Raw genomic sequence first — 13,943 nt, 5'->3', positions numbered from 1 at the left:
ACTGGAGTTTAGATATCAACTTTATTCGCGAACCCGTTCGGCATTGAGGATGAGTGGGCCACTGGTACGCATGGTGAATGTCAAAACTGGTTCCGGTAATTCAGACTCTGTAATCGAAAAATTTATTCGACGGAGCACCGAAGCCATAAGTACCATGATTTCAGTTTCAGCGTACTGAGCACCAATGCAGATTCTGGGACCATCTCCAAATGGAATGTACTGACCTCGAGGTAGTGTAGATCCCAAGAACCGTTCCGGTCGATAGTGGTCAGGAGCATCCCATAGTTTTTCGTTTCTGTGCAAAGAGTAAACTGGGAAGAACAGCGCGTCACCATTTGCAATCTTTACCCCTTTGATTTCAAGGTCGGCAGTTGCGTCTCTAGCAAAGAACGCGGCTGAAGGGTAAAGCCGCAGCGTCTCTTTTACATGGGCGCGCAGGAGTGGCATTGCCTCCAGGTCAGAAAACTCCATTGGACCTTTGGGGCGAACCGACCGAATTTCTTGTCTAACCTTAGCTTGCATATCTTGGTGCAACGCCAGCAGATAATACCCCCAGGCCAGAGCGTTGGCGGAAGTTTCATGACCAGCGACGACAAAGGTTAAAAGGTTGTCAACGGTTGTCGCTTCATCCTCGAAATCTGTTTTCAACGCCTCAATCATGAAATCGAGGAAATCCTGTGGCTCGCTGCGGCATTCGGAGCGACGCTGATCAATAACCTGTCTGGCAAGGTTCCGCATATTAGTCACCGGGGCCAGGCTGCGTAGCCAATTCTTGCGCGGCACCCACTTTGGCAAACCCATTAAATCGAAAAGAGACAAATCAGAAATGTACTCAAAATACTTGATCAGCCCCACGCGTATTTGCTCTGAACTGACTTTCTTGTTACCCGAAAAAATCACCCTGGAAATATTTGTCAACGTTGATGCAGGCGCAATTTGTGCAACATCCACGGGGCCTTCGTGTTCCGCCAATGAATCTGCAATCTCGACACCAGTCTCTGCAAAATGCCGAGCCAGAACCGGGAGGTTCCTGGCGGCGAATAGTGGAGAATACCTACGGCGCTGCTGACGCCATTTTTCCCCTTCAGAGAGTATCAACCCGTTGCCTACAGCCGATCCAATAATGTCTTTAGTGAACTTGGCTTTGGGAAACGAACGGCCCTGCCCGACAAGTAACTCGGTTATTATTTCAGGATCGCAGATATAGTGTATGTTTAAAGGCCCACGAACATAAGTTTCACGCAGAGTTTCGGCCGGGATGACTTCAAACATGTTTCGACCAGCGGACCTTGCAAACTGAAGCAGTGTCACCGGCTTTTTTGCAAGCCTAGCCGAAACAGGAGCGACAGCGCCCTGCCCCAACTTCGTAAATTCAACTGCAGTCAAACCCCAACCCTTTTAGATTTTCTCCTTCTTTATGGCACATTAAGATAAAAAAAATTGCACTTAGCAACGAGATCGTCAATTCTGGGCGCCCCACACTGCATTTGCGCAACAAAAATTTTTCAACCTCTCACATCAGAATCTTGCGTGAAACGCCAACAATCACGGTGGCCTTCAAAGGATTAGCGCCAAACTGTGAACCCAATTCAGACCAACTAAGTCCTCATTATGCCGCTAATGGTACTGTCCAAGCGCGAAAAACGAAGACATCTAGATGACAGCCATCGACGCCAATCTGCCGGACCGGGATTCTGGTGAAACGGAAAACCGGCTTCTGCAAAACATAATAGATTATACTGCCATGAGCTTTGCGCTTCTGTGGCAGCGGCAGGCTATTTATCTGGCTACGACCATTTTGACTGCGTTCTTCTTCGATCCCGTTAACGCCATGCTGTTCTATGGGACAATCCTCATATGCGAAGCGCAAGATTTATTGCTGGCCAAACGCGTACCGCGCTTAAAGCCAGATCAGCACAAAGCAATTAGTATGATGGTTGCTTGGATTCTGTTGAACACGATCCTCAGCTCAACTGCAATCTGCCTGTATGCTGTTTCAGTTGCTTTCGCACAACCCGCAGGCGGTCACTTTACTCCAATGTTCTTCTTGTTTGCTGCGGCGTTGTTTGCTGCAATGAACAACCATCAGTTTCTGTGGGCAATGATTGTCCGTCTGACCATGTACGGCGTATCGTTCATGTTGATTGTCGTAAAAGATATCTGGACCGAACGCCCCGAGCTTTCATCTGAACTCTGGCTGCACTTCTTCACCGTTATCTTTGTAATGTACTTTCTGATTGACTGTTCGATGGTGTTTCTGAAGCTCTACCGCAGGAATTTGGAACAACTCGAAAAGCTCAAAGCAGAGCACGAAAGAACAAAAGCGGCCTACATTGCGAAAACTCAGTTCATATCGACAGTTAGCCATGAACTGCGTACGCCTCTCACTTCGATCAAGGGATCACTTGACCTAATCAACACAGGCGCATTGGGTGAAGCTCCAGAATCAATGCAAAGCCTCATTCATTTAGCAGGTAAAAACTGCGAACGGCTCGCATCCCTAATCAATGATGTGCTGGACATTCAAAAAATGGAAGCGGGCGAGATGAACTACCGTGAAGGAACTGTTGATGTACATGCGCTGATTCAGGAAGCGATTGCATGTAACATGGGATACACCAGTGCTCACAACGTAGAAATTGTAGAAGACTTAAGGGGAAACAATGATCTGTACGTTAAAGGTGATGCCTCCCGCCTTCTTCAGGTGTTGGCCAACATTATCTCCAACGCAGCTAAATTCTCCCTTGATGGAGGCGAAATAACCGTCGGATGCGAGAAAGTCGGCGGGAATATTCGCCTCTTCGTCAAAGACCATGGCATCGGGATACCTGAGGGGTTCCATGACAAAGTTTTCGATCGCTTTTCCCAGATAGACTCCTCCGATGAACGTCACGCAGGCGGTACCGGACTCGGGATGCACATTTCAAAGGAAATTGTTGAGCATTTTGGCGGTACAATAGACTACAGAAGCAAACTTGGTGAAGGCACAGAGTTCTTTGTTATGTTTCCCGCGATAAGCGGGCACGAGGTAGGTTCCGCCGGAGCCGAGCACACCTCACTAACCTGCGCCGTGCAATCCAAGCAACTTTAGCCGAATCCCACTAAGCAGGTCACCATGCTTTTTCGAAGGAATCCCATGGTTTCAGAGCGGATTATTCGCAGTTAAGTTAACGCCAAAACTACATGACCTCATGACAAGCTTGAAACCGCCTGCGGTAAAATGAGGGAGCCTGCATATTGCCAATGCAACTCCAAAAAAAGAAAATGCTGTTCCGGTCATGAGATCGGAACAGCAAACTCGTTACCAGGTACATTTCCGAAGATGCAGTAGATTCACAACTTTCGGCAAATAGGCCTACTACTTGCAGGCCGCGATATTTCAACGAACATCATAAGGGATGAGCTGTCCAAGCACCGAGAAATTCTCGTGTTTTGTTCGTTTTAGTTGTTCTAACTGATGTAAACCGGAAACAAAAAAGCCAATGACCGCCGGACTGTCAACATATTCAGCTTCTTCATCGATTGGGCGCACTCTATTTGAACTAATTTACTCAAGTTTTGACGCCCAACTCTGATTGTAAGGTCGTCACAGTTCTTAAGCCCGTATTGCACGTTTATCTCTATATTCGCGGCTAATCAGCCTTCACAGGTACGGCAGCTAATTTCATTGACGCACTCATACAGCCTTTTAACCAGCAGTGGAGATTCATCCTCGATAAACAGTAATTGGTGGAAGCCATTTATGCACTTGATCGGTTGTCGGGCACTCTACTCGACGATCGGAGGCATCAGCGCACGCGTGCAGAAGCAGCGAAAGCGACTACGTTGCGCCGATGACCAAATCACAAGCCTTTAGGTGGACCAAGATCGTTCACGCCAACATGATAAATTGAAATTACACAACGAGATGAATTATTTGGTGCGGTCGAGAAGACTCGAACTTCCACGGGTGTTACCCCACAGCGACCTCAACGCTGCGCGTCTACCAATTCCGCCACGACCGCACTGCCAGTGACTTGGTAGTGGGGCGTATAGACGCAGATGATCAGGATGTGAAGAGACAAAAACACGCCAGTTTGAATTCCCCGCCTGCATTCATATCTGTATCTTCAACGTATCCTTCATCTTCCGCTCAGGAGTCTGAACATGACTGCCGCAGATTCCCGCCCCATCCTTCAGATCGACATCATTTCAGACGTCGTCTGCCCCTGGTGTATCGTCGGATTTCAACAGCTTGATCTGGCTCTGAAGCAGGAAAATGTTCTGGCGCGCCTTAGATGGCATCCGTTTGAACTGAACCCCAATATGCCGCCCGATGGTCAGAACCTACGCGAGCATATCATGGAGAAATACGGCTCGACCGCTGAACAGAGTCAACTGAATCGGGATCGGCTGACGCAGTTGGGGGCCGAGCTGGGGTTTGCGTTCAATTTCAATGAAGACAGCCGAATGGTGAACACCTTTGCGGCCCACCAACTGTTGGACTGGGCCGAAGCTCAGGGCCGCCAGCATCCGCTGAAACTTGCTCTGTTCAAGGCGTATTTCACCGACCAGAAGGATGTGTCGAAGATTGATGTGTTGCTTGAAGCAGTTGCAGAGGCCGGTCTGCCCGTTGATGCGGCGCGATCTACGCTGGAATCCGGTGCGCATGTCGCCGCAGTACGTAAGAAGCAAGAGTTCTGGACCAGCCGGGGTATTTCCGGTGTCCCGTCAATGGTGTTCGGCGGCAAATATCTGGTGACCGGAGCGCAGGGCACGGACACCTATGCCCAGATTCTGCAAAGGTGCCTGGCCGAGGCCGCCTGACCCCTTCCCCTTGCCGCACCTGCGCGATATGGAACCGCCATGGAATGGAAGATCACCGACGGGTTAACCGATTACACTGAAGCCGTCGCTTTTATGGAGGCGCGCGTCGCGGCCATCGCTGCGGGCGAGGCGGACGAGTGTGTCTGGCTGCTGGAACACCCGCCGCTCTATACGGCAGGCACCTCGGCCCGGTCCGAGGATCTGACGGATCCAGATCGCTTTCCCGTCTACGAAGCCAAGCGTGGTGGAGAGTATACTTATCACGGCCCCGGTCAGCGCGTGGCTTATGTCATGCTGGACCTGAACAAACGCGGCAAGGATGTGCGGGGCTTTGTCAAAAAGCTTGAGACTTGGGTGATCGCAGCCTTGGCCGAGTTCAACGTTAAAGGCGAAATTCGCGACGGCCGTGTCGGCGTGTGGGTGCAACGTGATGACAAGCCGCTTACGGTGACCGGCCAGCCAGCCGAAGACAAGATCGCAGCCATTGGATTGCGCCTGCGCAAATGGGTCAGCTTTCACGGTATCTCAATCAATGTTGAACCTGATCTTGAGCATTTTTCCGGCATCGTCCCCTGTGGAATCAGCGAGCATGGTGTGACGTCTCTGGTCGATCTAGGCTTGCCTGTAACGATGGCCGACGTGGACGCTGCCTTGCAAAAAACCTTTGCGGATAGTTTCGAAACGGCCATCGCATAGCCTGAATTCGAATCGCTAAATGCGGCAAGGCGAATTGACAATTCCCCCTCAGAATTCCCTTTGTTTCCGAACCCGTATGCAATCTGCCATTTAGCCCGTTAATTTTGAGTTTATTTGGCGGAAAGCTCACTCAGAACGATACAAATTGCGCGTTAACGGGTAGTCTAACTTTACCGTTCTAGAGTGAGTGGTGTGTTAAACCGGTGATCCCGGAAGACCTGGGTGTCGGAAAAAGTGTTTGTTTACGAGTCTGCCGTTCCGACCCCAAAATCGGAACGGCAATTCCTTTTTAGGACCCTTGCAAATTGTCATGTCCAAACCGAGGCAATGCTGCATGCGTTTTGCCCGCGCGCTCCAACTCCAATGTGACATGCCCGATTGCGAACCGCGACCTCAGGGTTTCTTTCACCAACAATCTTATGGTTTCCGCGTCTGTCCAGCTTTGGGCGTCGATCTCAAGATGCGCGGTCAGGGCTGGTTCCTGCTCCTGCATGCTCCAAAGGTGGATATGGTGGACACCGGCCACTCCTTCAGCGGCTTCGATCGCGGTGGCCACATCCTCGGGCGACAGATTGGGCGGCGCGCCCAGCATCAGCACCCGGATCGTTTCTCCGATCTCAGATTTCACGTGCCACAGGATGTAGACCGAGATCAGGATCGTCACCGCAGGGTCGACCCAGGTCCAGCCAAACAGTATGACGGCCGCACCTGCGACGATGACGGCAACCGATCCAAGGGCGTCAGCGACATTGTGGATAAAGGCCGCACGGATGTTCATGCTGCCCTTTGACATCGAATAGGTCAGCGCAGCGGTGATAAGGTCGACGATTAGAGCTAGCGCTGCGATCCAAACAACCATCCACCCGTTGACAGGCTCGGGCTGGAAAAACCGCATGACACCTTCGTACAGCAGATACACCGACAACACGATCAGTGTGGTGTAATTGACCAGCGCCGCGACCACCTCGGCGCGACCATACCCAAAGCTCATACGCGGATCGGCGGGTCGACGGGCAATCTTACGCGCGAAAAAAGCGATGATCAGCGCGATAGCGTCCGAAAAATTGTGCAATGCGTCTGCAATCAGTGCCAGAGACCCGGAAAGGATGCCGCCGATGACTTGCGCCAGGGTCAGCAGCATGTTCACCCCTATCGCCCCTGCGACGCGCATATCGCCTGCGTCCGGGTCGATATGGTGATGGTTATGTCCCTCGTGGCCGTGATGATGTGCCATGGTGCCGGTGTTCCTTGTTTTGGCTGCACGGCACATGTAATTCCTCTAGTCACTAGAGGTTCAAGAGAGGAAAGCCGAAAAATGTACTCGATCGGAGAGCTTTCCCGGCGAACCGGCGTCAAAGTGCCCACAATCCGGTTCTACGAAGACAAAGGGTTGCTGCCAAAGCCGGAAAGAACGGCTGGAAATCAGCGCCGGTATGACACTGCCGTACTAAATCGGTTGCAGTTCATTCGCCACGGGCGAGACCTTGGCCTGCCTTTGAGCGATATTGAGGCACTGTTATCCTTGGAAGGCGCGCATGGCGATGATTTGAACCGGGCACATGAAATCGCCGAACGTCAATTGGCGGATGTACGCGAGCGTATCGCCCAATTGGTCAGGCTTGAGGCGGAACTGACCCGTATCGCCTCGGCTTGTGACGGTGGGCACGACCATGTTTGCGCCGTGCTCCACACGTTCGGCGACCACAGCGCGTGCCTTGGGCCGCACGACGGCAAGGGGTGATCAGACCAGCGCTGCTTTGATCTTGTCCGCATGCTGGGCAATCAGGTCGAAGTCACCCATCTTGCCCGGAGGCCGCATGGCAACACCTTCCTGACGCGGTAGGATGTGGACATGCAGGTGAAACACCTCTTGTCCGCCTGCGGCCTCGTTAAATTGCTGAACGGTGACTCCGTCTGCGTCAAACGCCTTGACCACAGCGTTCGCCAGCTTCTGCACGGTTGCAGTCACGGCAGCCAGTTGCGCAGGTGATGCGTCCAGCAGGTTCCGGCAGGGTGTTTTGGGGATCACCAACAGATGCCCGTCGGACCGCGGCATGATATCCATAAAGGCCAGCGTTTCGTCATCCTCGTACACGCGGGTCGCGGGAATTTCCCCGCGCAGGATCTTGGCAAAGATGTTGTCGGGATCGTAAGCGGCCATATCTTGTCTCCGGTTTCGGGAATTGGGGATAGTACTGCGACCCACACAACCGGGGGTCAAGGCGGAACTCTGCCACGCCGCACGAATGGGCAGAAGCGGACCCTTGAAATTTTGACAGCCATCGCCAGATAGGGCCTGACTGAGACCAAGAATTCGCGGGATTTCCTCCTGCCCGCGACAATTATTCTTGATCCAGATCAAACTCGGCCATTGAAGGTGCCCCCTTCGCCCTCTAAAACCAGCAGGAATCCCGTGCGCCAGAGAGGTCTGGCTGCGCGGTGCAGTTGCAACAGGAGGCACCTAAATGGCAGACGCAGCCATTCATGGTCACGAGCATGAAGATAATCGCGGATTCTTTACCCGCTGGTTCATGTCGACCAACCACAAGGACATCGGGATTCTGTACCTGATCGTCTCGGCACTTGCCGGTCTGATCTCGGTTCTGATGACCGTTTACATGCGGCTCGAGCTGATGCACCCCGGTGTGCAGTTCATGTGCCTGGAAGGCTTCATGGCCGACCCGTGTACCCCGAACGGACACCTGTGGAACGTGATGATCACCTACCATGGTGTTCTGATGATGTTCTTCGTTGTCATCCCGGCTCTTTTCGGCGGATTTGGCAACTATTTCATGCCGTTGCAGATCGGCGCGCCGGATATGGCGTTCCCGCGGATGAACAACCTGTCCTTCTGGCTGTACGTCGCCGGTACTTCGCTGGGCGTGGCTTCGTTGCTAAGCCCCGGTGGGAACGACCAGCTTGGTTCGGGTGTCGGATGGGTTCTATACCCGCCGCTGTCCACGACCGAGGGCGGCATGTCCATGGACCTTGCGATCTTCGCCGTACACGTATCGGGCGCCTCCTCGATCCTCGGCGCGATCAACATGATCACCACCTTCCTGAATATGCGTGCCCCTGGCATGACGTTGTTTAAAGTGCCGCTATTCAGCTGGTCGATCTTCGTCACTTCGTGGCTGATTCTTCTGTCCCTGCCGGTTCTGGCCGGCGCGATCACCATGTTGCTGATGGACCGCAACTTTGGCTTCACCTTCTTTGACCCGGCAGGTGGCGGTGACCCGATCCTGTATCAGCACATCCTGTGGTTCTTTGGCCATCCGGAAGTGTACATCGTGATCCTGCCCGGCTTCGGCATCATCAGCCACGTGATTGCGACCTTCGCACGCAAGCCGATCTTCGGTTACCTGCCAATGGTCTGGGCGATTATCGCAATTGGCGTTCTGGGCTTCGTCGTATGGGCGCACCACATGTACACCGTTGGCATGTCGCTGCGTCAGCAGGCGTACTTCATGTTGGCCACAATGGTCATCGCGGTGCCGACAGGCGTCAAGGTCTTCTCGTGGATTGCCACAATGTGGGGCGGTTCCATCGAGTTCAAGACGCCGATGCTGTTTGCCTTCGGCTTCCTGTTCCTGTTCACCGTTGGTGGTGTGACCGGCGTTGTACTGTCGCAGGCAGGTATCGACCGTGCCTATCACGACACCTACTATGTCGTTGCGCACTTCCACTATGTGATGTCGCTGGGTGCTGTTTTTGCAATCTTTGCCGGTGTCTACTTCTACTTCTCAAAGATGACTGGTCGTCAGTACTCAGAGTTCTGGGGCAAGGTTCACTTCTGGCTGTTCTTCATCGGCGCCAACCTGACCTTCTTCCCACAGCACTTCCTGGGCCGTCAGGGCATGCCCCGCCGCTACATCGACTATCCTGAGGCTTTCGCCCAGTGGAACTTTGTATCGTCGATCGGTGCGTTCATTTCCTTCGCTTCGTTCCTGCTGTTCTTCGGCATCGTGATCTATGCCCTGCTGCGTGGCGCGAAAGAGACCCGTCCGAACCCATGGAACGAATATGCGGACACGCTGGAATGGACCCTGCCCTCGCCGCCGCCTGAGCATACGTTCGAGCAGCTGCCAAAGCAGGAAGACTGGGACAAAGGCCACGCGCACTGATCCCGCAGTCCGATAAACCCATTAAAGCCCCGCCTTGAGCGGGGCTTTTTTTGTGTCCGGTCTCTGCACCCTGTCCGGCACGTGCATAGACACATCCAGCACCATGGGAATAGTATTCAAAAACAGGAATTCTGGGCGCCCCGGCGGAAGACACGCAAACCATGATACTTCATGATGGCATTTCGATCAGAAAACTGCTCAAAGGTTCGGTCGGTTTTATCGGTATCGTTCTGGCCTGGATTTTACTGGTTCAGGTGGTCGATGAACTGACGCCGATTGATCTGATTTCGAATCCCAGCCCACCAGTAGCGATGTTGGGTTTGGCAGTGGCGTTTTTTCTGGGCTTCAAGAACACTTCCACCTATGGGCGCTGGACCGAAGCCCGCGGGGTTTGGGGTGATATCGCCAATACAAGCCGGGACTGGGGCAATACGATCAGTACCCTGGTCCAACCAAATGGCTCAGTGATTGAAGAAGACCTGCGCGATGAACTGATCGAGCGGCACATCGCCTGGATAAACATGCTGGCCTATCAGCTGCGTCAACCTGCAATTACCGGTCGCAAACGCAGGCCATGGATGTTCGGCCACAAGCCCGTATCAGGCCACGAAGACCTGCATCAAAATCCCGAAAGCTGGCGGAACAGTCAACTTGAGGCGGATTTGCCGCTGTTGGAGGACAAGACCAATCGCGCGGCCTGTCTTATCAACCTGCAGGCCCGTCGTTTGTCAGATATGGCGCAACAGGGAAAGATAGACCCCTTCTGGCATGTCGCGCTGATGGATCGCTTATCCCGGTTTACGACGGCGCAAGGTCAGTGCGAGCGGATCAAAAACACTCCATTCCCGCGTCAGGTTGCCGAGGTCGGCCGCCTGTTCAGCTGGATATTCATTTTCATGTTGCCTCTGGCCTTCAACGACGAACGTTCCATCATGGTGGGCACCGATGCCTCGATGATAAGAACAGTGCTGTTCGACTGGATGACCTTTGCCCCTGTCGGCGCGCTGGTTTGCTGGATCTTCTTTGTGACCGAGCGCGTCAGTGCCTCGATGGAGGATCCGTTCGAAGGGGATGTCACCGACGTGCCAATCTCGGCGCTGTGCCGAACAATCGAGATCGATATGCGTCAGATGACCGGCTGCGGTGTTGCGCCCCAACCCGCGCAACCTGTCGAAAAAGCCCTGTTTTGAACAACGTGCCACCACGCTGGTGAACCGCGTGTTTCAGGCAAAATTCGAAAATCCGACCATTTTAGGGTATGATAGGCGAAGGAACTCTGAGATCGGAGTGATTACATGCCCGAAATTGATTTTTGGTATTCCATTGGCAGCACCTACAGCTTCCTGACGATCATGCGGCTGGATGATTGGTGCGACGAACATGACGTTGCCGTAACTTGGCGGCCCTTCAACGTACGCACGGTCATGGCGGATCAGAAGAATATTCCCTTTGCAGGTAAACCGGTGAAGTCCGCATATATGTGGCGCGACATCGAACGTCGGGCCGCAAAATATCACATCCACGCCAAGCTGCCCGTACCCTACCCGATCTCGGACCTGGCGCTTGCCAATCAGGTTGCCTTGCTGGGCATGGGCGATGGCTGGGGCAAGAATTTCACGCTGGCCCTGTATCGCATCTGGTTCGAAGAAAACATCGAAGCCGGCAGCGAAACCGCGATCTCAGAAGCGCTGCACAGATGCCAGCAGGACCCGCGCCTGGTACTGTCCCGCGCTCGCAGCCCTGATACCGTGGCCGCACTTGAAGCGGAAACCGAACGGGCCGCCAAACTGGGTGTTTTCGGCGCCCCCAGCCTTGTCGTCCGCGGCGAGGTTTTCTGGGGAGATGACCGACTGGACGACGCGCTATCCTGGGTGCGTGTTGGCCACGTTGCGTAATCATTTCCCTTCGAAACGCCACAGCATTGCGCTACATATCAGCCATGCCCTACCGATGGACAAAAACGTCTGAAACTGAACAGGAATTGCGCCTCTGGCCGCATAATTCACTGCCTCCACGCGGGGCGATGATCGTGATTCTGTCCGTGTTTCTGTTTGGACTGATCCCCCTGTTGGCAGTGCTTGGGTCGATCATCCTTTGGGGGCTTTTGCCTTTCCTGCTGATAACTGTTCTGGGACTGTGGCTGGCGATCCAGACCAACTATCGCGCACGCAGCGTGTTCGAGATTCTAACTCTGACCGGCACACGGGCGCACCTCGTCCACCATGACCCGCGCAGCGGCCAGCAGGAATGGACCTGCAACCGTTATTGGGCCCGCCCCGAAATGCATAAACGCGGTGGGCCTGTCCCGAATTACGTGACGCTGACCGGAGATGGGCGCGAAGTTGAAATCGGGTCATTTCTGTCCGAGGAAGAACGCATCGCGCTATACGACGACCTGATACAAAAACTGCGCGAACCGGTCGCGCAGTAAAAGCCGTTTCAGACTGAAAGACGGATCAGCAACCGCCGCCTGTTGCCGCGCAAAGTTGATCTTTGACCATCGGCCCGACTTTGCCAAAATCCATCTGGCCGGTGTACCGGGTCTTAAGTTCTCCCATCACTTTGCCCATGTCGCGGATCGAACCCGCACCTGTCGCAGTGATTGCCGTTTGAATGGCCTTGGAAACCTCGTCATCGTCCAATTGCTTGGGCAGAAACTCCTCGATGACTTCAACCTCACGCAACTCGCGCTCGGCCAAATCCAGCCGTCCGCCTTCTTCATAGGCGCGCGCGCTTTCCTTGCGCTGTTTGGTCATTTTACCAAGAATTTCAAGGACCTCGGTATCGCCGCAGCCCTTGGCCTCTTCGTTTTCTGCAGCCCGCGAGGCAATATCGCGGTCCTTGATCGCGGCATTGATCAAGCGCAGCGTCGACAGACGCTCGGCATTCTTGTCTTTCATTGCTTGCTTCAGGGCTGAGTTCACCCGTGATCGCATATCCATATGTTCTGTCCATCCCCATGGAAAAGGAACCCTGACCATATCGAAACAAAAAGCGTGATACAACAGGGGGTGAATAACGCTAAGTAATTGATTTTCCACAATAGCCCAAATTTTGAACAGACTTGACCCAGCGCCACAACCCCCTTAGGTATGCGCCGATTTACCCAGCAGGAGAGTCGCCCCATGGCCCAGAACGCCCCGTCCAAGCCCACCGCATGTCTGGCTTTGGCCGACGGAACATTGTTCTACGGGATGGGCTTTGGTGCCACCGGCCAAACCGTGGCCGAGTTGTGCTTTAACACTGCCATGACCGGATATCAGGAGATCATGACCGATCCCTCTTATGCCGGGCAAATCGTGACCTTCACTTTCCCCCATATCGGCAATGTCGGTGTAAACCCCGAGGATGACGAAACCGGAGACCCAGTTGCTGCCGGGATGGTGGTCAAATGGGACCCGACCGATGCGTCCAACTGGCGCGCAACCGAAGAGTTAAAGACCTGGCTGGCCAGCCGTGGCCGCATCGCAATCGGCGGTGTGGACACCCGCCGCCTGACGCGCGCCATCCGGCAGCAAGGCGCGCCGCATGTGGCGTTGGCCCATCACCCCGAGGGCAATTTCGACATCGCTGCGCTGATTGCCGCTGCGCGGGGTTTTGCTGGGCTTGAAGGCATGGATTTGGCCAAAGAGGTCACCTGCGCCCAAAGCTATCGCTGGGATGAGATGCGTTGGGCCTGGCCCGACGGATACACCCGTCAGGAAGCCCCCGTGCACAAGGTTGTCGCCATCGATTACGGTGCCAAGCGCAACATCTTGCGTTGCCTGGCGTCGGCTGGATGCGATGTAACCGTATTGCCCGCCACCGCGACAGCGGCCGAGGTACTGGCCCACAATCCTGACGGAGTGTTCCTCTCCAACGGCCCCGGCGACCCGGCCGCAACGGGCGAATACGCCGTGCCGATGATCAAAGAGGTTCTGGACACCACCGAACTGCCGGTCTTTGGCATCTGCCTTGGCCACCAAATGCTGGCGCTGGCGCTTGGCGGTCAGACCGTCAAGATGAACCACGGCCACCACGGCGCCAACCACCCGGTCAAGGATATGGACACTGGCAAGGTCGAGATCACCTCGATGAACCACGGCTTTGCGGTGGATGCGCAATCCTTGCCCGACGGCGTGGTGGAAACGCACCGCTCGCTGTTTGACGGGTCAAACTGCGGTATCCGCATGACCGACCGTCCGGTTTATTCGGTACAGCACCACCCCGAGGCCTCGCCCGGCCCACAGGACAGTTATTATCTGTTTGAACGCTTTGCTGAGGCAATGGCAGCCCAGAAAGCACAGGCATAATAGCCAGTTCGATCATAGTTAACCT

13 protein-coding genes and 1 tRNA gene are annotated in these 13,943 nt (G+C 54.2%); 9 read left to right on the top strand and 5 right to left on the bottom strand.

What is annotated here, in order from left to right; translation table 11 throughout:
* Window positions 1-21: 21 nt before the first annotated feature.
* The gene (locus ACR0DL_RS02910; protein ID WP_254438696.1) at window positions 22-1,272 is read right to left on the bottom strand and encodes a cytochrome P450; all 1,251 of its coding nucleotides are present in this window, start codon (window positions 1,270-1,272) and stop codon (window positions 22-24) included.
* A 385-nt stretch (window positions 1,273-1,657) separates the two neighbouring features.
* Between ACR0DL_RS02910 and ACR0DL_RS02905 the strand changes: the two genes are divergently transcribed.
* Window positions 1,658-3,091 (top strand): sensor histidine kinase, encoded by a 1,434-nt coding sequence (locus ACR0DL_RS02905; RefSeq protein ID WP_480687487.1) that lies wholly within the window; start codon window positions 1,658-1,660, stop codon window positions 3,089-3,091.
* Window positions 3,092-3,917: 826 nt separating this feature from the next.
* On the opposite strand, the gene ACR0DL_RS02900 is transcribed toward ACR0DL_RS02905, so the two are convergent.
* Window positions 3,918-4,004, bottom strand: a tRNA-Leu gene (locus tag ACR0DL_RS02900).
* A gap of 142 nt (window positions 4,005-4,146) precedes the next feature.
* Between ACR0DL_RS02900 and ACR0DL_RS02895 the strand changes: the two genes are divergently transcribed.
* Window positions 4,147-4,806, top strand: a complete 660-nt coding sequence (locus tag ACR0DL_RS02895) for a DsbA family oxidoreductase (RefSeq protein WP_480687485.1) — start codon at window positions 4,147-4,149, stop codon at window positions 4,804-4,806.
* A 39-nt stretch (window positions 4,807-4,845) separates the two neighbouring features.
* Window positions 4,846-5,502, top strand: a complete 657-nt coding sequence (gene lipB / locus ACR0DL_RS02890; RefSeq protein ID WP_170374827.1) for a lipoyl(octanoyl) transferase LipB — start codon at window positions 4,846-4,848, stop codon at window positions 5,500-5,502.
* Between the two features lie 289 nt (window positions 5,503-5,791).
* On the opposite strand, the gene ACR0DL_RS02885 is transcribed toward lipB, so the two are convergent.
* Window positions 5,792-6,736: a cation diffusion facilitator family transporter gene (locus ACR0DL_RS02885; RefSeq protein WP_480687483.1), complete on the bottom strand. Its 945-nt coding sequence runs from the start codon at window positions 6,734-6,736 to the stop codon at window positions 5,792-5,794.
* A gap of 81 nt (window positions 6,737-6,817) precedes the next feature.
* On the opposite strand from ACR0DL_RS02885, the gene ACR0DL_RS02880 reads away from it, so the two are divergent.
* On the top strand, window positions 6,818-7,243 hold the full coding sequence (locus tag ACR0DL_RS02880; protein WP_170348355.1) for a MerR family transcriptional regulator: 426 nt from the start codon (window positions 6,818-6,820) through the stop codon (window positions 7,241-7,243).
* Here the strand turns inward: ACR0DL_RS02880 and ACR0DL_RS02875 are convergent, their stop codons facing one another.
* Entirely contained in the window at window positions 7,244-7,663 is a 420-nt protein-coding gene (locus ACR0DL_RS02875; RefSeq protein ID WP_170348354.1) for an HIT family protein, read from the bottom strand. It lies immediately after the preceding gene.
* Between the two features lie 304 nt (window positions 7,664-7,967).
* On the opposite strand from ACR0DL_RS02875, the gene ctaD reads away from it, so the two are divergent.
* From ctaD to ACR0DL_RS02855, 4 genes are all read left to right on the top strand, one after another.
* The gene (gene ctaD, locus ACR0DL_RS02870) at window positions 7,968-9,626 is read left to right on the top strand and encodes a cytochrome c oxidase subunit I (RefSeq protein ID WP_170348353.1); all 1,659 of its coding nucleotides are present in this window, start codon (window positions 7,968-7,970) and stop codon (window positions 9,624-9,626) included.
* 161 nt (window positions 9,627-9,787) lie between these two features.
* Window positions 9,788-10,816 (top strand): bestrophin family protein, encoded by a 1,029-nt coding sequence (locus ACR0DL_RS02865; protein WP_170532854.1) that lies wholly within the window; start codon window positions 9,788-9,790, stop codon window positions 10,814-10,816.
* Between the two features lie 105 nt (window positions 10,817-10,921).
* Window positions 10,922-11,521, top strand: coding sequence for a 2-hydroxychromene-2-carboxylate isomerase (locus ACR0DL_RS02860; protein WP_170348351.1), 600 nt, complete (start codon window positions 10,922-10,924; stop codon window positions 11,519-11,521).
* Between the two features lie 44 nt (window positions 11,522-11,565).
* Entirely contained in the window at window positions 11,566-12,057 is a 492-nt protein-coding gene (locus ACR0DL_RS02855; protein WP_170374822.1) for a DUF2244 domain-containing protein, read from the top strand.
* A gap of 25 nt (window positions 12,058-12,082) precedes the next feature.
* Here the strand turns inward: ACR0DL_RS02855 and ACR0DL_RS02850 are convergent, their stop codons facing one another.
* Window positions 12,083-12,568 carry a GatB/YqeY domain-containing protein gene (locus ACR0DL_RS02850; RefSeq protein ID WP_170348349.1) on the bottom strand — a complete coding sequence of 162 codons (486 nt, stop codon included), beginning with the start codon at window positions 12,566-12,568 and terminating at the stop codon, window positions 12,083-12,085.
* Between the two features lie 183 nt (window positions 12,569-12,751).
* Here ACR0DL_RS02850 and carA point away from each other — a divergent pair, with 183 nt between their 5' ends.
* A complete protein-coding gene (carA, locus tag ACR0DL_RS02845; RefSeq protein WP_480687481.1) occupies window positions 12,752-13,918 on the top strand; it encodes a glutamine-hydrolyzing carbamoyl-phosphate synthase small subunit in 1,167 nt (388 codons plus the stop codon).
* Window positions 13,919-13,943: the final 25 nt, after the last annotated feature.

The sequence above is a fragment of the Ruegeria sp. BB5 genome, assembly GCF_056539405.1.
This window is presented reverse-complemented; position numbering and strand designations above follow the sequence as displayed.